The 22,678-nt window shown below is 71.0% G+C and carries 14 protein-coding genes and 1 pseudogene; 9 read left to right on the top strand and 6 right to left on the bottom strand.

Annotated features, from left to right (window positions below; all coding sequences use genetic code 11):
- Positions 1-448 precede the first annotated feature (448 nt).
- The 8 genes and pseudogenes from purL to WMF34_RS01220 all read left to right on the top strand — a co-directional run bounded on the left by purL (position 449) and on the right by WMF34_RS01220 (position 10,899).
- The gene (gene purL / locus WMF34_RS01255; protein WP_437992153.1) at positions 449-4,378 is read left to right on the top strand and encodes a phosphoribosylformylglycinamidine synthase; all 3,930 of its coding nucleotides are present in this window, start codon (positions 449-451) and stop codon (positions 4,376-4,378) included.
- Positions 4,379-4,512: 134 nt separating this feature from the next.
- Positions 4,513-5,658 carry a cobalt-precorrin-5B (C(1))-methyltransferase gene (locus WMF34_RS01250; protein WP_437992152.1) on the top strand — a complete coding sequence of 382 codons (1,146 nt, stop codon included), beginning with the start codon at positions 4,513-4,515 and terminating at the stop codon, positions 5,656-5,658.
- Positions 5,659-5,666: 8 nt separating this feature from the next.
- Positions 5,667-6,377: a precorrin-8X methylmutase gene (locus WMF34_RS01245; protein ID WP_437992151.1), complete on the top strand. Its 711-nt coding sequence runs from the start codon at positions 5,667-5,669 to the stop codon at positions 6,375-6,377.
- Complete coding sequence (cbiE, locus tag WMF34_RS01240; protein WP_437992150.1) at positions 6,374-7,702, top strand: precorrin-6y C5,15-methyltransferase (decarboxylating) subunit CbiE; 1,329 nt, start codon at positions 6,374-6,376, stop codon at positions 7,700-7,702. The genes WMF34_RS01245 and cbiE overlap by 4 nt, the downstream gene beginning before the upstream one ends.
- On the top strand, positions 7,699-8,499 hold the full coding sequence (cobI, locus tag WMF34_RS01235; protein WP_437992149.1) for a precorrin-2 C(20)-methyltransferase: 801 nt from the start codon (positions 7,699-7,701) through the stop codon (positions 8,497-8,499). The genes cbiE and cobI overlap by 4 nt, the downstream gene beginning before the upstream one ends.
- Positions 8,496-9,635, top strand: a complete 1,140-nt coding sequence (locus WMF34_RS01230; RefSeq protein ID WP_012232870.1) for a cobalt-precorrin 5A hydrolase — start codon at positions 8,496-8,498, stop codon at positions 9,633-9,635. The genes cobI and WMF34_RS01230 overlap by 4 nt, the downstream gene beginning before the upstream one ends.
- Positions 9,628-10,434 (top strand): annotated as a pseudogene (cobJ, locus tag WMF34_RS01225) (precorrin-3B C(17)-methyltransferase); the annotation flags it as partial. The gene WMF34_RS01230 and the pseudogene cobJ, both read left to right, overlap by 8 nt.
- A gap of 39 nt (positions 10,435-10,473) precedes the next feature.
- A complete protein-coding gene (locus WMF34_RS01220; RefSeq protein ID WP_437992148.1) occupies positions 10,474-10,899 on the top strand; it encodes a precorrin-3B C(17)-methyltransferase in 426 nt (141 codons plus the stop codon).
- A 177-nt stretch (positions 10,900-11,076) separates the two neighbouring features.
- On the opposite strand, the gene WMF34_RS01215 is transcribed toward WMF34_RS01220, so the two are convergent.
- Entirely contained in the window at positions 11,077-11,931 is an 855-nt protein-coding gene (locus WMF34_RS01215; protein WP_437992147.1) for a hypothetical protein, read from the bottom strand.
- A 101-nt stretch (positions 11,932-12,032) separates the two neighbouring features.
- Between WMF34_RS01215 and WMF34_RS01210 the strand changes: the two genes are divergently transcribed.
- On the top strand, positions 12,033-13,889 hold the full coding sequence (locus WMF34_RS01210) for a hypothetical protein (protein ID WP_437992146.1): 1,857 nt from the start codon (positions 12,033-12,035) through the stop codon (positions 13,887-13,889).
- 4 nt (positions 13,890-13,893) lie between these two features.
- On the opposite strand, the gene WMF34_RS01205 is transcribed toward WMF34_RS01210, so the two are convergent.
- The 5 genes from WMF34_RS01205 to WMF34_RS01185 all read right to left on the bottom strand — a co-directional run bounded on the left by WMF34_RS01205 (position 13,894) and on the right by WMF34_RS01185 (position 22,649).
- A complete protein-coding gene (locus tag WMF34_RS01205; protein WP_437992145.1) occupies positions 13,894-16,584 on the bottom strand; it encodes an AAA-like domain-containing protein in 2,691 nt (896 codons plus the stop codon).
- Positions 16,581-18,791, bottom strand: coding sequence for an AAA-like domain-containing protein (locus WMF34_RS01200; RefSeq protein ID WP_012232864.1), 2,211 nt, complete (start codon positions 18,789-18,791; stop codon positions 16,581-16,583). Before WMF34_RS01200 ends, WMF34_RS01205 begins: the two co-directional genes overlap by 4 nt.
- A gap of 334 nt (positions 18,792-19,125) precedes the next feature.
- Positions 19,126-19,314 carry a type II toxin-antitoxin system VapC family toxin gene (locus WMF34_RS01195; RefSeq protein ID WP_420877289.1) on the bottom strand — a complete coding sequence of 63 codons (189 nt, stop codon included), beginning with the start codon at positions 19,312-19,314 and terminating at the stop codon, positions 19,126-19,128.
- Between the two features lie 128 nt (positions 19,315-19,442).
- Entirely contained in the window at positions 19,443-19,934 is a 492-nt protein-coding gene (locus WMF34_RS01190) for a hypothetical protein (protein WP_012232863.1), read from the bottom strand.
- 489 nt (positions 19,935-20,423) lie between these two features.
- The gene (locus tag WMF34_RS01185; RefSeq protein ID WP_437992144.1) at positions 20,424-22,649 is read right to left on the bottom strand and encodes a TOMM precursor leader peptide-binding protein; all 2,226 of its coding nucleotides are present in this window, start codon (positions 22,647-22,649) and stop codon (positions 20,424-20,426) included.
- Positions 22,650-22,678 lie beyond the last annotated feature (29 nt).

Here is a 22,678-nt window from a genome sequence, read left to right as displayed (position 1 = left end):
CGGTGCAAGATCTGGTGCGAGCCAAGCGCCGCCTCAAGGCCCTGTATCGCCCCCCGGGAGCAGCGGGGCCGGATGAGTCGGGTTGGCTGCGGACACGTTCGTCGAAAGACCGCGCGGCGAGGTGCCCCCCGGAGCGGCTCCGGTTCGGCGCGGCGCGCGGGAAGGGACAACGGCGCCCGAAGCCGCTCCCGGGCGGCTCGATCCTGGGACCAGCGTCGCGGATCGAGGCCGGCCAGGGGTTCCAGCCTGCGAGGGGTACCCCCCCGCGCCCGCCCGGACCCCGGAAGGGGCGTGGCCCTGTGGCCCTCCGTGCGGCCTCGGGCGCTGTCGACGGTGCGAGCCCGGGGAAGACCACCCGCACCGGCGCGGGTGGCGGGGACACCGGGCCCCAACCCCGTGGCTGCCCGTTTCGGTTGAATCGGCTGCCCCCATGGGCCAAATGCCCGCCATGGCTGCCTTCCGACACGTCCGCGGCGCGCGCGCTCTCTCTCCGTTTCGTACCGACAAGCGCCTGACCGAGCTGAAGCAGCGGGTGCCCGAGGTGGTCGGGCTGGGGAGCCGCTGGATCTACTTCGTGCACTCGCGGGCCTCGCTCGACGAACGCGGCGAGCACGTGCTGTCGCGTCTCTTGGACGACGACGCGCTGGCGCACGGCGGGGGCGGGACGGGCGAGGACGAAGGTCAGCTCGTGCTGGTGGTGCCGCGCTTCGGCACCCTCTCGCCCTGGAGCTCGAAGGCGACCGACATCGCCTGGGTGGCGGGGCTCGCGGCGGTGCAGCGGATCGAGCGGGGCATCGCCTACTACGTGCGGGCGTCGCGGCCGCTGACCGGCGACGAGCTGACGCGCGCGGCGGGGGCGCTGCACGATCGGATGACCGAATCGGTGGCCTTCGATCTGGCGGCCGGGCAGGCGCTCTTTCGCGAGGAAAAGCCGCGGCCCCTCGCTCGCGTGCCGCTGTCGCGCGAGGGGCGGCTTTCGCTGACGCGCGCCAACAAGGAGCTCGGCTTGGCCCTGGCCGAGGACGAGATCGACTACCTGCTGGCCGCGTTCACGGAGCTGAGGCGGGATCCGAGCGACGTCGAGCTGATGATGTTCGCGCAGGCCAACAGCGAGCACTGCCGGCACAAGATCTTCAAGGCCGACTGGGTGATCGACGGCGAGGCGCAGGGGCTCTCGCTGTTCAAGATGATCCAGAATACCTTCGCGGTGACGCCGCACCATGTCCTGTCGGCGTACAGCGACAACGCGGCGGTCATGGAGGGGCTCGACGCCGAGCGCTTCTTTCCACAGCCGGGGGCCGGTGCGCTGTACGAGACGCGGCGTGAGCCGGCGCACGTGCTGATGAAGGTGGAGACCCACAACCATCCCACGGCGATTTCGCCGCATCCCGGCGCTTCGACGGGCAGCGGCGGCGAGATCCGTGACGAGGGCGCCACGGGGCGAGGCGCGAAGCCCAAGGCCGGGCTCACCGGCTTTTCGGTGTCGAACCTGCGCATTCCCGGCTTCGAGCAGCCGTGGGAAGCCGAGTCGATCGGCAAGCCCGATCGCATCGTCTCGGCGCTCGACATCATGATCGACGGGCCGCTCGGCGGCGCCGCCTTCAACAACGAGTTCGGGCGTCCTGCCCTGGCCGGCTACTTCCGAACCTTCGAGCAGAAGGTGCCGGGCGACGGCAGCTCGGCCTCCAGCGTGCGCGGCTATCACAAGCCCATCATGCTGGCGGGCGGGCTCGGCAATGTACGGCCCGAGCTGGCGCTGAAGAAGACCTTCCCGGCCGGGGCGCCCATCGTCGTGCTCGGCGGGCCGGCCATGTTGATCGGCCTGGGCGGCGGCGCGGCGTCGTCGATGGCCTCGGGCTCGTCGTCCGCCGATCTGGATTTCGCCTCGGTGCAGCGGGACAACCCGGAGATGCAGCGGCGCTGCCAGGAGGTCATCGATCGCTGCAACGCCCTGGGCGCCGGTTCGCCCATCCTCAGCATCCACGACGTGGGCGCGGGCGGCTTGTCGAACGCCTTGCCCGAGCTGGTGCACGACGCGGGCGTGGGAGGGCGCTTCGACCTGCGCCGAGTGCCCTCGGTCGAGCCCGGCATGTCGCCGCTCGAGATCTGGTGCAACGAGGCGCAGGAGCGCTACGTGCTGGCTCTGGACGGCTCGCGCCTTACGATCTTCGAGGAGATCTGCCGGCGCGAGCGCTGCCCCTACGCCGTGGTCGGTCACTCGACGGCGCAGAACGATCTGGTGCTCGACGACGCCGAGCTCGACGACCGGCCGATCGACATGCCGCTGTCGGTCTTGCTCGGCAAGCCGCCCAAGATGACGCGCGACGTCCGCCGCCTGCCCTCGCCCAGACAGGCGCTCGACGCCGCCAAGCTGCCGCTGCGCGAGGCGGTCTATCGCCTGCTGCGGCTGCCCACGGTAGCCGACAAGTCCTTCCTCATCACCATCGGCGACCGCACCATCACCGGCCTCGTGCACCGCGATCAGATGGTCGGGCCCTGGCAGGTGGCCGTGGCCGATGCAGCGGTGACGCTGGCCGACTACACGGGTTACGGCGGCGAGGCCATGGCCATGGGCGAGCGCGCCCCGCTCGCCGTGCTCGACGCTGCGGCCTCGGCGCGCATGGCCGTGGGCGAGGCGCTGACCAACCTGGCATCGGCTCCGATCGAGAGCCTCGAGCGCGTGAAATTGTCGGCGAACTGGATGGCGGCGGCCGGCGCCCCCGGTGAGGACGCCAGGCTCTACGAAGCCGTGAAGGCGGTGGGCCTCGAGCTGTGCCCGGCGCTCGGTCTCGCCATCCCCGTCGGCAAGGACAGCATGTCGATGCGCACGGTCTGGGACGGCGGCCAGAAGAGCGTCGTCTCTCCCATCTCGCTCATCGTCTCGGCCTTCGCCCGTGTGCCGGACGTGCGCGGCGCGCTCACGCCCCAGCTCCGCACCGACGTCGGGGACACCGTGCTCGTGGCCGTCGACCTGGGACGCGGCAAGAATCGCCTGGGCCTCTCGGCGTTCGCCACCGTCAGCGAGCAAGTGGGCGACAGCGTGCCGGACGTCGACTCGCCGGCCGATCTGCGCGCCTTCTTCGAGACCGTGCAGAGCCTGCGGCAGCGGGGGCTGGTGCTCGCCTACCACGATCGCTCGGACGGCGGCCTGTTCGTCACCTGGGCCGAGATGAGCTTCGCCGGCCGCGTCGGCGCGGAGCTGTCGCTCGATGCGCTGGCGGCGAACATCTCGCTTCCGGCCGCTCAGGCTGCAGCCTTGTTCTCGGAAGAGCTGGGCGCGCTCCTGCAGGTGCGTGCCCAGGACGCGCCCGAGGTCATCTCGGCCTTCGCCCGCGCCGGTCTCGAGGGAGCGGCGCACGTCGTCGGCAAGCTCCGCAGCGACGATCGACTGGTGGTGACCGCGGGCGGCCAGGCCGTGCTCGACGAGCCGCGCGTGGACTTGCGCCGCGCCTGGTCCGAGACCAGCTACCGCATGCGAGCGCTGCGCGACAATCCCGAGAAGGCCCGCGAGGAGTTCGACGCGCTGCTCGACGCCGGGGATCCGGGCATCTCGCCGCATCTGCCCTTCGACGTCGAACGCTCGCTGGCTCGCCCGCTGATCGAAGCCGCCAGCGAACGGCCCAAGGTGGCCATTTTGCGCGAGCAGGGCGTCAACGGTCAGATCGAGATGGCCGCCGCCTTCCACCGCGCCGGCTTCGCCGCCCACGACGTGCACATGAGCGATCTGATGAGCGGCGCCGTGTCGCTCGAGAGCTTCCGCGGCCTGGCCGCCTGCGGCGGTTTTTCCTACGGCGACGTGCTCGGCGCCGGCATGGGTTGGGCCCGCTCGGCGCTCTTTCACAGCGAGACGCGCGAGGCGCTGTCGGCCTTCTTCACGCGACCGAACACCTTCGCCCTCGGCATCTGCAACGGCTGCCAGATGATGGCCGGCCTCAAGGACATCATCCCCGGTGCCCAGCGCTGGCCGCGCTTCGTCAAGAACCGTTCCGAACAGTTCGAGGCCCGTCTCGCCCAGGTCGAAATCCTGGAGAGCCCCTCGGTGCTGCTGCGCGGCTTGGTGGGCGCGCGCCTGCCCGTGGCCGTGGCCCACGGCGAGGGCTATGCCCACTTCGCCAGCGACGCCGATCGCCGCGCGGCGCGTGTGGCGGCCCGCTGGGTGGACGGCCGCGGTGAGGTCGCCACGCGCTACCCCGCCAACCCCAACGGCTCGCCCGACGGCATCACCGGCCTCACCACCGACGACGGCCGTGTGACGATCCTCATGCCGCACCCCGAGCGCGTCTTCCGCGCCGTGCAGCACAGCTGGGCTCCCCCCGAGTGGTCGGAACGCGGCCCCTGGCTGCGCCTCTTCGAGAGCGCGCGGGCGTTCGTGGGCTGAGGGTCTCTCCTGGAGTTTCGCCCCGACCGACCAGGAGGGCGGGAAATCGTCACGCCGCCCGAGGGCGGCGCGCGCCTCGAAAGCTTCTCCCACAACGCCGCGCGAAAATCGTTGTAGTCGTTCCGGCACCTGCGATGGCAGAGCTCCGGCCGAGAGACCCGAAGGGGCAGCGCGAGGGGTTCACGACGGGCGCGTGCGCGGCCGCCGCGGCCAAGGCGGCGGCGCGCGTGCTCGCGCGCGGCGCGGCGGTCGACGCCATCGAGACCACCCTGCCGAACGGGCAGAAGGTCACCTTCCCGCTGAGGCGCTGCGATCGCGACGGGCCGCGCGCCACGTGCAGCGTCATCAAGGACGCCGGCGACGATCCCGACTGCACGCACGGCGCCGAGCTCGTCGCCGAGGTCGAGCTCCGCCGCGAGCCGGGCGTCGAGATCCGCGGCGGCGCGGGGATCGCCGTGGTGACCAAGCCGGGGCTCGGGCTGCCCGTCGGCGCGCCGGCCGTGACCCCCGTGCCGCGCCGGAACATCACCGAGATGGTCCTCGAGGAGCTCGAGGGCTCGGGCTTCGCCGGGGCCACGGTGACCCTCAGCGTCCCCCAGGGCGAGGAGATGGCGAAGCAGACCATCAACGCGCGGCTCGGGCTCATCGGCGGCATCTCCATCCTCGGGACGAGCGGGATCGTGAAGCCGTACTCGACCGCCGCCTTCCGCGCGAGCGTCGTCCAGGCGATCGACGTCGCCGCGGAGCGCGGCATCGCGGCGCTCGCGCTGACGACCGGCGGCAAATCCGAGGCGTACGCGATGAAGCTCTACCCGGAGCTCCCGGAGGAGGCGTTCATCCAGGTGGGCGACTTCATCGGCACCGGGGTCCGCCACGCCGCGCGGCGGCGGATCGCCCGGGCGATCATCGTCGGCATGATCGGCAAGCTCTCGAAGATGGCCGACGGCAAGATGATGACGCACGCCGCCGGGTCGGAGGTGAGCATGGAGCTGCTCGCACAGATCGCCGAGGAGCTCGGCGCGCGGCCGGAGATCGCCGCCGAGATCCGGCAGGCGAACACCGCGCGGCACGTGCTCGAGCTGTGCCAGCGCGAGGGGCTCACCGGCGTGCCCGGGGGGATCTGCCGGCGCGTCGTCGAGCACACCTCGCGTCACGCGGGCGGCGCCCTCGAGGTGCACGCCTGCCTCGTCGATTTCAACGGGGCGCTGCTCGGCCGATATCCGGCCGGCGACGCCGGTGCCATCGGTGCGGACAGGGCGGAGAAGGCGGAGGAGCCATGAGCGGTGCCATGATCGATGACGGAGCGCGCGCGGTGAACGACATGCGGCAGATGACCGCGCTCGGGCGGCGCATCGAGGACAAGAGCTTCGCGATCATCGACGAGGAGGCCGGCGCGCACGGCTTCCCGGAGGCCGAGTGGCAGGTCGTCCGCCGCGTGATCCACGCGACGGCGGACTTCGAGTTCTCGTCGCTCATGCGGCTCCACCCCGAGGCGATCGCGCGGGGCATCGCGGCGCTCCGGGGCGGCGCGCCGGTCCTCGTCGACGTGAAGATGATCGGCGTCGGCCTGAACGAGCAGCGGCTCGCGTCCTACGGCTGCGCGATCCACTGCTTCATCTCGGACGACGACGTCATCCAGGCCGCCTCCGCGGCCGGCTCGACCCGCGCGATCGAGTCGATGCGCAAGGCGCACCGGCTCGGGCTCCTCGACGGCGCGATCGTCGCCATCGGCAACGCGCCGACGGCCCTGCTCGAGGTCGTGCGCCTCGCCCGGGAGGAGGGGGCGCGGCCGGCGCTCGTGATCGGCGTGCCGGTCGGCTTCGTGTCGGCGGCGGAGTCCAAGGAGGCCCTCCTCGAGTCCGGGCTCCCCTCGATCGTGGCGCGCGGCCGCAAGGGCGGCAGCCCTATCGCCGTCGCGATCGTCCACGCGCTGCTGCTCCTGTCGGCGGACTCGGCGGGACCGGCGGGCTCGGCCGAGCCGGCCAAGGTGGCGCGATGAGCGCGCGCCGCGCCGTCACCGTCGTCGGCATCGGCGACGACGGGTGCGCCAGCCTGTCGAGCCGCGCCGCGTCCGCGGTCGCCCGCGCCGAGGTGCTCGTCGGGGGCGAGCGGCACCTCGAGTTCTTCCCGCAGTTCCGCGGCGAGAAGATCGCCCTCAAGGGCGGCCTGTCCGCGGCGCTCGACCGCGTGGACGCCCTGTCCGCCGAGCAGAACGTGTGCATCCTCGCCTCGGGCGACCCGCTGTTCTTCGGCGTCGGCGCGCTCGTCGTCCGGAAGCTCGGCGGCGAGCACGTCGAGATCATCCCGAGCCTGAGCTCGGTCCAGTGGGCGTTCGCGCGCACCGGGATCGCCTGGGACGACGCCGCGTTCGTCTCGGTCCACGGGCGCTCCCCCGAGGGGTTCGCGACGCGCCTCCGCCGGCTCTCGAAGGTCGCGGTGCTGACCGACGGGGAGAACAGCCCGGCCCGCCTCGCGGCGCGGCTCCTCGAGCACGGCGACGCCGGCTGGAAGGCGTGGGTCTGCGAGAGCCTCGCGGGCGCCGGCGAGCGCGTGCGCGCGTTCGACCTCGCCGCGCTCGCCGCCTGCGAGGACATCGGCCCGCTGAACGTGCTCCTGCTCCTGCGGAGCGACCTCGCGTGGCGCCCGCCGCCGGCCGTCCCCTACCTGCACGAGGACGCGTTCGCGAAGCGCATGCCGAAGAACGGCCTGATCACGAAGCGCGAGGTGCGCATGCTCTCGATCGCCTCGATGGCGATCCGCCCCGACGCGGTCGTCTGGGACGTCGGCGCCGGCTCGGGGTCGGTCTCGATCGAGGCGGCGATGCTCTGCCCCCTGGGGCGGGTCTACGCGATCGAGGTCGACCCGGAGGGCGTGGAGATCTGCCGCGACAACGTCTGCGCGCACGGGGTCGACAACGTGCGCGTCGTCGCGGGCCGCGCGCCCGAGGCGCTCGCGGCGCTCGAGGACCCGGACGCTGTGTTCGTCGGAGGGAGCAAGGGGAGCATGGAGGAGATCGTCACGGTGGCGCTCGATCGGCTGCGGCCGGGCGGCCGGCTCGTGGTCAACGCCATCACGATGGAGAACGTCGCCGAGACGTACCGCGCGCTGCGGGCGCGTGGGCTCGACCCCGAGGTCACGCTGCTCTCGGTCTCGCGCGGCGTCCCGCTCGCGCGCTACGTGCGTTACGAGGCGCTGAACCCGATCCACATCTTCGCCGCGACGAAGCCGGCGAAGGCGCGGGAAGCCGTGGAAGCGGCGGAGGGCGCGGAGCCGGCCCGGCCCGCGCCCTCCGGTACGCCGCGGTCCACCTCGGAGGCGTCATGAGCGGCCTCGGCAAGCTCTACGGCGTCGGCGTCGGCCCTGGCGCGCCGGATCTGCTCACGCTGCGCGCCGTGCGCGTCCTGCAGGAGGCGGACGTGCTCGCGCTCCCCCGCAGCTCGGACTTCGGCGCCTCGATGGCCTACCGGATCCTCGAGCCCGTCGTCGGCAAGCAGCGGGACAAGGAGCGGCTGCTCCTCACCTTCCCCATGAGCAAGGACCCGGATCGCGTCCGCCCCTACGTGGACGCGGCCGTCGAGACGATCGGCGACCGGCTCTCGCGCGGCCTCACCGTGGCGTTCGCCACCGAGGGGGATCCGTCGCTCTTCAGCACCTTCGTCTATGTGCGCCGCGAGGCGCTCCGCCGCTTCCCCGGGCTCGAGGTCGAGGTCGTCCCCGGCGTCACCTCGGTCACGGCGGTCCCTGCCGTGAGCGGGCTCGCGCTCGCCGACGGGCAGGAGCGCATCGCCATCCTGCCCGCCACGTACGGCGTCGACGACCTGACCGACGTCCTCCGGCGCTTCGACACCGTGGTGCTCATGAAGATCGGCTCGGAGATGCCGAAGGTGACCGAGGCGCTCACGCGCGCTGGCCTCCTCGATCGGGCCGTGTTCGTGTCCAAGGCGACGATGCCCGAGCAGCGGATCGTCCGGGACCTCCGCACCGCTCAGGGCGAGCGGGGCGACTGCTTCGCCATGGTCGTCGTCACGCGCGGGGAGCGGAGCGGGCTGCTCGTCGGGGAGGCCCCGGCCTCGCCGCCGGGCGGCTTCGACAAGGCTGTTACCGAACCGGAGGCTCCATGACCGCCGAGCGCAAGCCCTACGCCATCTACGCCATCACGCGGCACGGGATCTCCATCGCGCGCAAGCTCATCGAGGGGCTGCCGGGCGCGGATCTCTACGTGTCGCAGAAGCTGTTCGACGGGGCGCCGGCGGGTGCGAAGCCGCTCCCGCTGCCGATGGGGCCGCTCCTGACCGAGGCGTTCACGGCCTACGACTGCCACGTCTTCGTGATCAGCGTCGGCGCGGTCGTGCGCATGATCGCGCCCCTGCTCAAGAACAAGAAGGTCGATCCTGCGGTCGTGTGCGTCGACGACACGGCGCGCTTCTCGATCTGCGTGCTCTCCGGGCACGTCGGGCGGGGCAACGCGTTCACCGAGAAGGTGGCCGGGCTGCTCGGCGCGCAGCCGGTGGTGACCACGGCGTCCGACGCGCTCGGGACGCTGACGGTCGACATCCTCGGCCGGGACCTCGGGTGGACCCTTGACGATCCCGACCGCAACGTGACGCGCGGCTGCGCCGCCGTCGTGAACGCCGCGCCGGTGCTGTTCGTCCAGGAGACCGGCGAGCCATCGTTCTGGCCCGAGGCGGCGCCGCTGCCGCCGGGCGTGCGTTACGCGACGTCGCTCGACGGCGTGGACCCCGGCGCGTGGGAGATCCTGCTCGTCGCGAGCGACCGCGATCTCTCCCGCTCGCACCCCGAGATCGTCGAGCGCGCCGTCGTCTACCGGCCGAAGAGCCTGGTCCTCGGCGTCGGCTGCGATCGCGGCGCGCCGCTCGCCATGGTGGAGCGCGGCGTCGACCGGCTGCTCGAGGAGCACGGGCTGTCGGCGAAGTCGGTGAAGGCGCTGGCGACGATCGACAAGAAGGCCGACGAGGAGGCGCTGCTCGCGCTGTCGGCGCGGCGGGGGTGGCCGCTCGTCACGTTCACGCCCGAGGAGCTCGACGCGACCGAGGGCATCGAGAACCCGTCGGAGACGGTGAAGAAGCACGTCGGCGCCCGGGGCGTCGCCGAGCCGGCCGCGCTGCGGGCGGCGGGGGCCGCGAGGCTGCTCGTGCCGAAGCGGGCGTACACCGAGGAGGGCGTGGGGCGGTCCATGACGCTCGCGGTGGCGCGCGTCCCGTTCGCGAAGCGCAGCGTGGAGGAGAGCCATGGGTGACGGCAAAGGAGTCCTGTCGATCGTCGGGATCGGCCCAGGCGCCGAGGAGCACGCGTCCCGCGCCGCCCTCGAGGCGATCGCGGCCTCGGACCTCATCGTCGGGTACACGACGTACATCCGGCTGGTGAAGCACCTGATCGAGGGCAAGGAGGTCATCAAGACCGGCATGACCGAGGAGATCGGCCGGGCGCGCGCCGCGGTGGAGCGGGCGCGGGACGGCGCGCGGGTCGCGATCATCTCGTCGGGCGACGCGGGCGTTTACGGCATGGCCGGGCTCGTCTTCCAGGTGCTGGAGGAGATCGGCTGGAAGCGCGGCGAGTCGCCGGAGCTCCGCCTCGTGCCCGGGATGACGGCGCTCAACGCGTGCGCGTCGCTCGTCGGCGCCCCGCTCGGCCACGACTTCTGCGCCATCTCGCTCTCCGACCTCCTGACCCCGTGGCCCGTGATCGAGCGGCGGCTCGAGGCCGCGGCCGCGGCGGACTTCGTCATCGGCCTTTACAATCCGGCGAGCGGGCGGCGCACGCGCCAGATCGTGCGGGCGCAGGAGATCATCCGCCAGCACCGCGCGGGCACGACGCCGGTCGCGCTGGTGAAGAGCGCCTACCGCAAGCTGGAGAGCGCGGTGCTCACCGATCTCGACCATTTCCTCGACTACGAGATCGGGATGCTGACGACGGTGCTCGTCGGGTCGACCAACACCTTCATGTTCGAGGGGTACATGGTCACCCCGCGCGGGTATACCAACAAGTACACATGGGATGGAGCCGCGCTCCCCGGCCAGACGCCGGGGCGCTCGCTCGTGCTCTCGGACGAGAGCGGCACCGCGGAGGAGGTCTAGATGGCACGCGTAGGGAGGCTGGGCGGCGCGATCCTCGCCGAGACCCAGGGGGCGTATTACCTCATCGGCAACACCAAGGCGCCGTGCGACTTCCGCGCGGCGGGGTTCGAGCCGCCGGACGAGGTCGATCTCGTGAAGGGGTCCTATGTCCGGCTCAAGCCGCTGCCCGACGCGGGCGAGATCGAGGTGGCGCCGCCGGTGCTGCTGCTCGACGTCGAGGGCGAGGAGCTCGCGAAGAAGCTCGTCCACCGCTTCGTCATCGATCGCAACGGCTCGGTGAGCGAGCGGCTGTGGCGGCTCGTCTACAGCCACGACGACCCGCTCGACGACGCCGAGACGCCGGTCGAGCGGGACGCGCGCTGGCTGGGCGGGATCCCCGAGCCGATCTGGCAGCTCGTGCGCGACAACGTGCTGCGCTGCCTGTAGTCCGATCGGGCACGGGGAGGACGCTCCGCCAGCTCGCCTGGATGTCGGGGTGCTCGAGGCGACCCGCACAACGGATTCCACACCGACTCGCCTCAATTCATGCAATTGAAATGCGATTTTGCCTGCTCGCAGGCGTGCTCTGGTTCGTCTGATGTTGAAGCAGGCTGCTGACCTCGTTCAATCGCGGTCTGGCAGCTCGAGGTCGAGCGCCGCGCTCGCATAGAGAATCGGGAGCTTCTCCCGCAACCATAGCGTCTTCCACGTGCGCCGGTAGGTGCGGACCCCGATGTTCGCGAGCAGCCGGACCTTCTCCGTCTCGCGCGCGACCTTGAGCACCAGGAAGCTCCTGAAATCGTTCTTGCCCTCGAGCGCGCGTCGGACGCGATACACCCACCCGATGTCGCGATCACCCTCGCCCGACACGTCCAGCTCTGTCTGACCGATGTCGATCTTGAAAGGGCCGGCCAGCACCTTCGCCTCCGCCGCCGCGTCGACGCCCGCGCGGGGCACGGCTTCTGTCTCGACGGAGAACTTCATGGACGCCTCCAGCGCGACGGAGAGCTGGGCCGAGGCCTGGAAATACGTGGCGTGCACGCGCTGCGGGAAGACCTCGACGGCCCGCGACGCGCGCGGGCCGTCGACACCGTCACGGATCTTCACCACGAACTCGGCATGATCCGGCGATTCGTCGTCCTCGAGGCGCAGGCTGAACGTGAGCGCCACGAGGAGGAACTCATAACGTTGCTCCTCGCTCGCCACGCGGAGGGGCGGAGGGAGCTCTCGACCGAGCGCCGCATAGAGCGGCAGGAGCGGCGTCGTCTCTGCGAATGGCGCGACGCGCACCCCCCTCCGGACGAGCCCGATCGCGTCCTCCGGATCCGAACGCACCGCCGCGGCGGGACGGAACGGGTCGAAGAACGCCTCGGGCTCCGGCCCGACGGGCGCCTCGCCGTCACCACGGGCCGCCGCCCGGAGCGCTTCTTCCCAGCTCGCCACGGATTCGGCCGGCAGCACCGCGGTGACCTCGCGCATCGATACCTCCAACCGTCAATAGAGCCGACTCGACCCGCCCGGACAAGGCCCGCGCGCCGCGCCGCTTGCCCGCGAGCGGCGACCGCGGGTACCCTCGCGTCGTGACCGCGTGCGCCGGCCGCCTGGTTCGCCTGTTCGGACGCGTCGGGCTCGTGCTGGGCTTCGCCTCTCTCGGGCGCGAGGCCTACGGTCAGGCTGCCGCAGGGCCATGCCCGTGGGGCCGCGATCCCGGGACGTTGAAGTGCCTCCCCGAGCCGATCAAGCCGCCGCCTCCTCCTCCGACGCTGGAGCTCACGAGCTCGCCGAGCGAGGCGGAGGTGTTCCGCATCCCGGCGGCGCTGGAAGGGTGCCAGTCGGCCGAGGGACGATCCCTCGGCCGGACGCCTTTGACGCTGACTCCAAAGAGCGGGTTGCGGCCGGGCACGCAGAAATTCTGCCTGAAGGCGGCGGGGTTCGGGCCGATGCCCGTCTCGGTGAAGGTCGCCCCGTCGGGGCTCACCAGACCGCCTCCCGTCACGCTGGCCCCGTTCGTGCGGGTCAAGCTCAGGTGGGATCCGGTGTGCGCTTACCCCAATCCACCCGAGTGGATCCTCATCGTCCCGGAGGCTTCCGACGCGAAGGTCGAGCCGTCGAGAGCCCCCTTTCCGCCTGATCCCATGCCGCTCCCGCAGGGCGATCACAGGTTTGTCGTGTCGGCGGACGAGTTCAAAAAGAAGGAGATCACCGTGACGGTGGGGGCGCCGGGCGGCCCCGACCCGGATGCCTTCATCTGCCTCGAACCGGCGACGCGAGTCACGATTCGCAACGGGGAGAAGAAGCACCCGCTCGATGGCCTGTTCATCCAGCTGGTGAATCGTGAAACGCGGGTGCTGTGGAGCGGTGAGGCCCCCGTCGGATCGAAGTCCGTCGAGGCGCCTGTGCGGCCGAGGGATGTCGACGACATCTGGGTCTTCGCAGACCGCGGTTCTACCCGGCGCGTGCCGGAGCAGCACGTCGGGCGCCAACACGGGAGGGCCGGCAAGGCGGAGAAGTCCACGCAGAGCGCCGAGGAGCTGGCCCGGTGGGAGGTGTGGCTCGACCTACGCTCCGGAGAAAAGGAAGGCGACGCGAATCGCAAATCGGTTCGCAAATCGATGACGGAAAAGTGCCTCGATCGCGAGCTCAGCTACGGCGGCGGGTATTGTGCAAGCGAAGCCTACCTGCGCGTCCACAAGGACCACGTGCCCCCGTCGGACACGAAGGTCCTGGAGCTCCTCAGGGCCGGCTGCCGGAAGGGCGACATCGCCTCTTGCGCGGCAATGCCCTCGTCGGACGCAGATGCGCTCGTCAAGCTCGACGCGCAGTGCCAACAGAGCACCGCCGACCTCTCGTGGCTCGCGTGCGTGCGCCGCCGGCAGGGCTCGCGCCCGGGAAGCGCATTCCTCTACCTCGATAGCGTCGCGGATCCCTACGAGTTCGAGACGACGCTAGAGCTCAGCGTCGGCGGAACGACGGCCCTGACCGTCCAGGGGCGGCCGGGGCTCGTGCAGTGGGCCGAGCTGGGGGGCGTGGTATTTCCGACGGAATTGTTCGGGATAAAGTTCGCTTTGCGTCCGCTCGACATCGCCGTCCTGCCGGCGCAGAGCGAGTCGGGCCGGCCTCGCGGCTACTTCGGCCTCGCGGGTGCCGGCCTGGAGCTCGGGGCCTCGGTCAAAGCTGCGCCGAGCGTGCGCCTGGATCTCGCCGGCTTCGTGACCGGGTATTACACGGCCTCTGCGTCCAGCGCCGGCGGCCACCTCGACGTGAACGTTTCCATTCCGACGACGGACGACGAGTTCTTTCTTCAGCTCCGCGCCCGCGGCGGGCTCGCGCGCTTCCCGCAGTTCACGTCCATCCGCGACGACGAGCGCGTGACCCAGGGCGGCGCCGTGCGCCCATTCGTCGGGCTCGGGGTCAGCTGGGAGACTCGGGAGCGATGAGGGCTCATGGCCCCGGAAACAGGTCCTCGAAGCGCCGGACGCGCTGGGGCCCCACCTCGTCGAACCGCTCGATGCGCGCGCTCTCCCCGTAACGGATCGTCAGGCCGATGCGGCGCTGGGCCGCCTCCCACGATCGATCGGTCGAGCGCTCCCACGCGTGCAGCCTCATCCTCCCGACGAGCGGGACCGCGGCCACGACCTGCGTCTGCCAGGCTCCCACCGCCACGTCGACCGGGCTCTCGTCGAGGAGCGTCACGTCGGGCTGGCCCTCCCGCACGAGCACCAGCCAGGTCCGAGATGGGCTCGGGCCACCGACCGCGTCGACCAGCAGACCCGCGACATGATCCTCGTCGACGCCCGCCACCGCCCGAACGAAGCACGACGGCGCGTTGCAGAGGGTCAGGGGCCACTGCTGCTGGATGGCCAGGTGATCGGCCGAGCGCGCCAGCACACCGAGAATGGGTACGGTCACGGTTTCTCGTTCGACGAAGCTCCCCGTGCCGAACGCGACGAGGCGCGGATTCCCCGCGAAGCTCGCGAGCGCATGAACGAACGGGAGGCGGAGCCCCGGGCCACCGTTCACCTTCACGCGGCCCTCGCGGCCGGCCGTGGCGATGAGCAGCTCGTCGCCGAGCCACGCCGCCGCGCGGGCGCCATAACCTCCCTCCGCTGGAGGCGACTTGTTTCCTTTGGTCAGCCCCTCGAACCAGGCGTCGAGGCGGGCGATCGACTGCCGCCCGTAGGTCCCGTCGGAGCAGACGTAAGCGATCATCGCGCCGTCGCCGGAAGGCTTGATCTCCAAAGAGATGACGTGTGTCGACCGGCGCGCGTCCCGCGCTCCCTTCGCGGGGCACACCGGCAGCGTCACCGCGCCTTCCCCTCGGTTGGTCACCTCGCCTTCCCCTCGGTTGGTCACCGCGCCTTCCCCTCGGTTGGCCACCGCGCCTTCCCCTCGGTTGATCAGCAGCGCGTCGTCCACGGCGCCGATCGACCAGCTCCCGTCGGGCCTGAGCCGCGCACGCCCGGTTCCGGATCCGGTGATGGACAGCGGGGCGCGGTCCGGGCGAAAAACGACGAGCTTCCCCGAGCACGAGGCCGTCAGCATGCCATCCGAGAGCTCCAGCCGATCGCAGGCCTCCGCGCGCCGCTCCTTGCAGCGCTCCTCCTCGGTGCCCTCGTTGAGCTGCGCCGGGAGCCAGAGCGTGGCGGCGACGTCCGGCACGGAGGGCGCAAGTATCTCCTCCCCACGACGCGCGGCGGCGAACGCTCGGACAACACCCGCCTCCTCGGAGCACGCCGCGGCGCCGAGCTGCTCGGCGAGCTCGTCGAGCTCTCTCCCGCGTCGCTCCCAGTAGGCGCGCGCCGCCTCGCGCGCGGGCGAGCCGTCGCCGGCGAGCCCGTCGGCCTGGAGGCTGCTCCAGATCGCCGAGGCCTTGTCGTCGTCCGTGGCCTTCTGGATCTCCTCGGCGCCCCGCCGCGCCTTGTCCTGGCGCTCGCTCGCCTCCTGCTCCGTTCGATCCCTGTTGCGCTTCCACAGGACCCCACCCGTCCCGGCGCCCGCGACGACGATCGCGGCGAGCAGGCCCCAGACCCACCGCGGCACGGGCGGCGCGGGCAGGATCTCCCGGACCCAGCGCTCGTCGAACCGCAGCCCGTAGATGCGATTGCGCAGGCGGAGGCTGCCATCGGCGTTCCGGTGGACCAAGCCGGCGAGGAGCAGGGCCTCCTCGTCGCGCTCGGGCACACCGGGCACGCTCTTGCGCTTGAGCATGGTGAGGTAGCGCGAGCGCGCGTGCGAAGATCCTGCGATGCGCTCCCGGACGATCTGCTCGATCCGGTTGAAGTGGACCTTGAACGTGGTCGGGTCGTTGATCTCCGCGAGCGCGAAGGCCTCGACGTCGGCGCTGCGCGCCCGCGCGGCCTTCTCGCACAGCGCGATCGTGAGGAACGGCTGTCCCGACGTCCAGGCGAGGATCTCGTCGACGACCGCCGCGCCCGGGAGCTCGTGGCCGGCGAGGTAGGCATCGAGCGGCGTCAGGTCGCAGCGCTCGCGCGAGAAATCGGTCAGGCGGATGGTGCTGCCCACGTTGTACGGCGTGCTGGTCGAGCGCTTGATGAGCTCGTCCGCGGTGAGGACCCCGACCAGGCAGAAGGTCAGCCGGTCGAGCTCCGGCCGCGAGGCGCGCTCGTTGTGGAGGGAGCGAATGGTGAGGAAGAGGTCGTCCGTGAAACCGAGGCCTTGCGTGACGTCGACCTCATCGAAGACAACGACGATCGATGTCGGATCCGCCAGGAAGAACGCCTCGACGAACGCCTGGAATCGAGCGCCCATGGCCTCCTCCGCCGGCCGCTCGGACCACCACGCCTTGAAGGGTCGGCTCGCGCCCATGCTCAGCGCCATCTTGAGGAGCAGAGCTCGGTACCACGCTGTCCCGTCCTTCAGCTGGTTTCCGCCGAGCGCGCTCAGGTCGACCGACACAACCCGGATGCCCGCCGCCTGGAGGCGCTGCATGACCCGGTGGACGAGGCTCGATTTCCCCATCTGGCGCGACGTGAGGATGTTGCAATACGTGCCGGCCGCGAGGAGGTCATGGACCTCCTCGTCCTCGGGTCGCGTGATGTAGATCGCGAGGTCGGGGACCGTGCCCCCGACCTTGATGGGTTGCAGCTGACGGGTGTCGTCCGGCGGGCTCACGTGAGGGCGCCGAAGAACTGCGCGTAGGCGAGGTTCAACGCGACGAAGCGCGGCGCTGGACGGCCCTCGGCGCGCACGAGCCCGAGCGTCACCAGCGCGGCGGCGGCCCTCGCTTCCGCCGGGGAGAGCGTCCTGTTGTGGACGATCTTGCGCATCACGGAGACGAGCTTCGGCTGGTCCGGGAGCTGCGGCGGGATGCTCCCGATTCGACTCAGCAGGGCCTTGAGGCTCATGGAGAAGGGGCCAGTCAAGGAGCCGCACTGCTCGTGAAGAAAGGCGACGCGGTCGCGGATCTCGGCCGACGTCGGCGGCGCCGAGGGCTTGCCTTTCCCGGGGGCCAGCACGTAGGCCAGGGCCTGGCGGGTGAGGGCGGGGTGCCCGCCCGTGGCTTGATGGAGCAGATCGACCTGGGCCGCCCCCAATCGGAAGCCCGCCCGCTCCGCGACGATCGCGATGTCACCGGGCGCGAACGTATCGAGCTCGATCGGCCCCTTGTCGATGTTGAACGGCGACCGCGCGATGTCCGTCATGAGGTCGGACGGCTCGGTCGCGATGCACAGCACGAAGCTGCAGCTCAGGTGGACGGCGTCGATCCAGGAGCGGATCGACGAGAAGAACTCCTCGGCGTAGGGGCGCTCGATCACGCGGTCCACCCCGTCCAGGATGAGGACCAGCCGAGGCATGTCCTCGAGGGCCATCATCAGGACCTCCTCGAAATCCATCGGGCTCTCGAGCGGCTGCGTCGGGAGCGGGAGCTTCAGCCCTTTGCAGAAGACGCGCGCGAGGTCGTTCAGGAACGTCACGTACCCGCGGTTCTCTCCGTCGTCCTTCGGCAGCCGTCCGAACGAGCGAAAATTGATCAGCAGCACCGGGCGCCCCTCGTCCTCGCAGCGCTGACGCAGGCGCAGGGCGAGGCTCGTTTTACCGAAGCCGGACGGGCTCAACATCGTGAGCACGAATGTCTCCGAGCCCATGCGATCGTACGCGTCGGCGTCCACGGGCCGCTCCAGATAGAAGAGATCGCCAGGCGGGAGGGCCCCCGCGCTCATCCGGATGCGCTGGAAGTCGGCTTTCGGGAGCGACGGAGGCGCGGCCGGTGCCTGGGGGGCGCTGGGCTCGACGGCCTGGTGGCCGATCGCCGCCATGATGGCGCGGACAGCGCTGGGCGTGTCCTGCTCGCCGCGCCATGGCGCGTACTGGAGCCGCCCGAGGTAGGTGTCGAACTCGAAGGGCAGCGCTTCCAGCGCCGGGTCACGCACAGGGAGCAGGAGCGGTCGTCCGGTCTGCCGCCATCGGGCGTACGCGATGCGCACCTCTTGCAGGAGCATCTGGCTCTCCAGCGACTCGGGCGTGAGGACGGGGACGAACACGTCGGCTCGCTCCAGCGTGGTCTGGATGCGCTGGGCCCAGTCCTCTCCGACCTTGATGTCGAGATCGACGAATGCCTCGTGCCCCGCGCCCTGGAGCGCGCGCTGGAGCTCCGCGACGAACGTGGCCTCCGGCTCTTTGCGCCGATAGGCGAGGAACACGCGCGACGAGCCCGCGATCGAGCGGAGGAACGAGGGGATCGACTGGAGGAGCCGGGTCGGCACCGCGAACGCCTTCGCGAACGCCGGGCTCACCGAGGGCTTGCCGCCGCCGTCCGGCACGACGCGCCTGTAGAGCTGGTGACTGACCAAGCCGACGACCCCTCGCTCGGTGAGGACGGGCGCGCCGGACAACCCCTCGAGCGGCGCAGGGTCCCCGTTGACGTGGAGCGAGAGCAGCCAGCCGTCGGTGCCCGCGGCGCGCCGGGCGATCGACCCGTCGACCGTGCCACCCAGCCAGAGCGGCGCCCGCTCGATGGAGAGCGGGTGGCCGAAGCTCCGCCAGTCGGGGCGCTCGGCGAGATCCTCCCCCGAGAGCGGGAGGCAAGCCGTCCCTTCGACCTGGCGCGCAAGCTCGAGAACCGCGATGTCGAGGCCGACGTCCGGATCGAAGCGCTCGAAGACGACCTGGAACGGGACCTCCGACGCGTCTCGCGCCTGCGTGAAGGAGATGCTCCCCTGCGCAGCCTTCTCCTCCGCTGGCCCTCGCAGGCAATGGGCACATGTGAGGACGCGCGTCGGCGTCACAAGGAAACCCGTGCCGTAGACCGAGCCCCCTCGATCGAGCGTCGCGCGGATCCGCCCGACGGACCTCGGGAGCGCGTCGTGCTGTAGGGTCATACCGTGGCCTCTCGCCCAGGATCGGGAGGAACCGACGCGGCGTCAAGGCGGGCGCGCCCTAACTCTACCGCGGGAAGTCGGCCGGGGAAGCGAACCGCCAAGCCGCCAAGGGCGCCAAGAAAGCCGGGGAATCGGGGGGATGCCCGGACGGCGCCCTTCCCCCTCTCCCTTGGCGGACTTGGCGGCTTGGCGGTTTTTCTGCCGCTCCGGGGCGACTTCCCGCAGTAGACGCGATGCGCCTGCGGTGCACCGCCAGGCAGGGGAATTCAAGCACTTAGCTCGCTATTTCCAAGGCAGTGCGAGGGCGATCGGACGCGGCGCAATGCCTGCTCGATCACTCGCACGCCCACAGGATGGGCACCTGGTACACACGCAACAGTTCATCCGAAGTGATGAGCGTCGCGTCCTCCAGCTGGGCTTGCGCCACCAGCATTCGATCGAACGGATCGCGGTGGTGCAGCGGATAGGAAGTCGCCCTCCAGACGTGCGCCGCTTCCTTGGCTGGGCGGGACCCCGAGCCGATCGGGCAGCTCGTGCGCGACAGCGTCCTGCGCTGCCTCTGATCTCGGCTCCTCGCCCGGGCCGGCGAACCTCGCGGGCCGCCGACGCCGGGCGCGGATCCCCTTGAAGCACGAGAGCGCCAGGGGCGAGCTACTTGACCTGGCCGCCGAGGTCCGACGGATTGGGTGCGGTGGCCCCGTCGATCGGAACGAGCGTGAGCGAGAGAGAAGGCGTGATCGTCCAGTTCCCTTGAATGTTGTTCGTGTACTTGCCTGCGGCGATGATGCCATAATAGACGACGTACAGCGTCGTCGAGTTACCCGGGCTCAGCGGGCTGCTGACGACGCTGAGCGGGAGCTTGTTCGAGCTCAGGCTCGGGACGTAGTCCGAGCTCGAGAGGCCGAGCGCCCACCCAGCATCGCTGAGATCCTTGTCGACGCTCGGCGCAAAGGTGATGGTGGCGGAGGTGATGTTGAACTCGCTCGTGGTGTTCTTCGCCGTCAGCGTGAACGCATACGTGTTCGTGGACGCGCCCATCGGGAGCTGATTCGTGTACGAGCCGCTGATGGTGAGGAGATCTCCGAAATTGACCTGGTAAACGTTGGGACCGAACGTCGCGGCCCGGGACGTAATCTCACGCATGATGTACCTCTTCGTTTCGTTGCCGTTTGTTGCGGCTGGTTTGTGTGTCGCCCCTCGAGTGAAGGGCACCTTGTGCGGGAATCATCCACGCAAAGTCTTTTGAATTTCTTATCGCGGCGTCCGGAAGACCCGGCCGGCGGCCGAGCTGCGCCACGCGTCGTGCGCGGCGCGCCCCATGCAGCGCAGCCACACCCACGACACGCGTCGTTGCCATGTGGCTCCCACTCGCCGTGTTGTATTTGCGATTTGCAAAGCGTGTGCCGCTGGGCGATCTGGGCGGCATAGGCCGACGCGCTCGATCAGGTGCCGTACGTTGCGTCGCGGCAGGACACCGCGCGTCCCGAGCTGACGCGCGTCCTGCCGACGAGGGCTGCTCCCCGGCGGCGCGATGGCGCAATCGTGACAGCGCCACGAGCCCTCGAGGTGGCCCAGTGGATGGTGCGCTTCAGGGCCCGCTCGAGGTCGTACTCACCTCGGCGGCTATCGTGGCTAGACGAACAGAGGGACCGGGTTCAGCTCGCCCTCGGCGAGCGGGCGAGCGAGCCAACCCAGCGCGCAGGGCACCTGATAGAGCCTCCCCGGGCCGAACCGGGGCCAGAAATGGCGTAGCCCTGGGACGATCACCTGGGCCACGGGCAAGCCGATGTCGGGGCGGGTCTTGTCCACGGCGATGAGCTCGAGGCCCGCCTTGTCGAGGCGCCTCATGCATTCCTGGATGTCCGCGCGCAGATCGGGGCCGCAGATGCGGGACAAGGTCCCTGCCGCGATCCGCGGGAGATCCGGGTGGGGGAAGAGATGCGCGCGGTCCGGCAGCCGCTCGAGGTCCCACGGCGCCCGGCGCGCGCCCCCGGGATCGAAGAGCTGGTTCAGCTCGGTGAGCGATCGCTGCACGGCGAGGCGCGGGTCGAGGTGGCAGCCGAACCCGATGGTGAATCGATCCTCCCGGGCCTCGTGGGCGAGCGCGACGCAGGCGGGGATACCGAGGTCGTGCGTCAGATCGAGCACCCAGACGGCCCAGCCGAAGCGGGCATAGTCCGCCCGGAGGGCTTCGAAATACGGGTCCTCGAAGCTGTCGAGCGCGATGGCCGGGCGCGCGAGCCGGTTGTACCACCACACCGCGGCGGCATCGCGCTCCACGAGCTCGAGCAGGGCCTGGAGCACGGCCTCCTCGAGGCAGGTGCCGGCCGCCACGCCGTTGCCGCAGGGGCCGCTGAACGCGGTGCCGCTCTCGGCCGGGGCCTCGGCGTAGCAGTAGGCCAGCGGGACGTAGCGCCGCTCGCGCTTGCTCAGCGACCAGGCCGGGGTCCAGTCGATCCTGGTGCCGGCGTCGAGCGGCTCGGGTATCCACTGGCGACGATCCGCTGCCCGCGCGTTGAGGTGAGCGCGCTCGCGGTACTGCGACTCGCTGAAGTTCAGCAGATCGCCGGGCGAGAGCGCCGCCGCGCCGAGCTCGTCCTTGCTGCCGCGGACGCGCGCCTCGTCCCCCTGGTAGACGCCGCTGGTTCGCTCGAGCGCCTCGCAGAGCGCGCTCACCCTGGCCTGGTCCGCGCTGCGCCCCTTGCCGGCGCAGCTCTTGTCGAAGACGTTGGTGCGCGGGACGCCCTCCCGGGGGCAGGCCAGGTAGCCGGACGCGTACACGGCGCGGAGCTCGGTGTCCCGCCCCGGCATCGGCACGAGGTACGTCACGGCTCCGGTGATCGGGCTGACGAGGTGCTGATAGCGCTCGTAGGTCCGCCGCGGGGTCTGCCGGCGATATCCACCGTCCTCGTAATGCGCCTTCTCCACCGGCTGCAATTCGATCGGGCGCTCGCCGACGGCCGCCATCCGCGCCGGATCGCCGCACGCCGGGCACTGCGGCCTCCGGACGACCGCGTGCGCGGTGATCTGGAACGTGGCCAGGTCGAGGGCGAGCACCCGGGCACCGAGCGCCTGGGGAGAGCTGGTATCCTCCCTGGCAAGCGCGCGGGCGATGCCCGAGGCGCCGAGCCCGCAAGCGGTCCGTACGCTCGCCTCGGTGGCCGCCCTGGGGGGAGGGACGTGGCCCTCGTGCCCCCGGAGCCGGCGCACGAGCTCCTCGACCGGGCGGTTCTGGCGCATCCGGAACGCCAGGCATTCCCAGCAGGGGCCGGCGCCGGGCTCGAAGACGGGCCCGATGAGCGGCTGGACGCCGGCAGGCTTGATCAGGAACCAGCGCGTCCCTTCACGCAGCGCACGGCGGTTGATCGAGGCCAGCTCGGGCTGCAAATAGTCGTCGGCCACGACCACCTGCACCGCCGCCTCGCCGTCGATCCGCACGCCTGCCTGTTCGAGCGCCTCGGTCATCCATGCAGCGGGAGCGGCTTCGCCAACGGCCAGGACCGACACCGGGGTCCGGCTCAAGGCCTCGGCGGCCGCCTTCCCGTCGAGACCCACCCCGCGCCAGAACGCCGCGTGCTCGGAGGGAAGCTCCGGTGTTGCGGGGACCAGGTAGCCGCGCGCCGCGAGCCGGCTCAGGGCATACAGGGTCTCGGGCTCGGAGAACCGATCGCGCGCGGCGCGCAGGATCTCGTCCACCGTGCGCCGGCCGTCGACGAGCGCGGCCACCTCGGCGGCGCAGGCGCCGGAGACGACGAAGCGCTCGCGCTCGCCGATCAGGAAGACCACGCCCGCATCCATGCGCTCGACGCGCAGGGTGGGCTTGAACGCCAGCACCTGGCTCAATTCCAGAGGATCCATCGTCGTTCCTGGTTTCACCCGAAAAGGAG

The sequence above is a fragment of the Sorangium sp. So ce145 genome (assembly GCF_051525985.1).
Lineage (GTDB): Bacteria > Myxococcota_A > Polyangia > Polyangiales > Polyangiaceae > Sorangium > Sorangium cellulosum_B.
The sequence above is the reverse complement of the archived record's forward strand: the minus strand, read 5'-3'. Positions and strand labels throughout refer to the sequence as shown.

Bases quoted from the DNA above. Each gene is read 5' to 3' on its own strand.
- purL (WP_437992153.1), top strand. From the start codon at position 449: ATGGCTGCCTTCCGACACGTCCGCGGCGCGCGCGCTCTCTCTCCGTTT.
- WMF34_RS01250 (WP_437992152.1), top strand. From the start codon at position 4,513: ATGGCAGAGCTCCGGCCGAGAGACCCGAAGGGGCAGCGCGAGGGGTTC.
- WMF34_RS01245 (WP_437992151.1), top strand. From the start codon at position 5,667: ATGATCGATGACGGAGCGCGCGCGGTGAACGACATGCGGCAGATGACC.
- cbiE (WP_437992150.1), top strand. From the start codon at position 6,374: ATGAGCGCGCGCCGCGCCGTCACCGTCGTCGGCATCGGCGACGACGGG.
- cobI (WP_437992149.1), top strand. From the start codon at position 7,699: ATGAGCGGCCTCGGCAAGCTCTACGGCGTCGGCGTCGGCCCTGGCGCG.
- WMF34_RS01230 (WP_012232870.1), top strand. From the start codon at position 8,496: ATGACCGCCGAGCGCAAGCCCTACGCCATCTACGCCATCACGCGGCAC.
- WMF34_RS01220 (WP_437992148.1), top strand. From the start codon at position 10,474: ATGGCACGCGTAGGGAGGCTGGGCGGCGCGATCCTCGCCGAGACCCAG.
- WMF34_RS01215 (WP_437992147.1), bottom strand. From the start codon at position 11,931: ATGCGCGAGGTCACCGCGGTGCTGCCGGCCGAATCCGTGGCGAGCTGG.
- WMF34_RS01200 (WP_012232864.1), bottom strand. From the start codon at position 18,791: ATGACCCTACAGCACGACGCGCTCCCGAGGTCCGTCGGGCGGATCCGC.
- WMF34_RS01190 (WP_012232863.1), bottom strand. From the start codon at position 19,934: ATGCGTGAGATTACGTCCCGGGCCGCGACGTTCGGTCCCAACGTTTAC.
- WMF34_RS01185 (WP_437992144.1), bottom strand. From the start codon at position 22,649: ATGGATCCTCTGGAATTGAGCCAGGTGCTGGCGTTCAAGCCCACCCTG.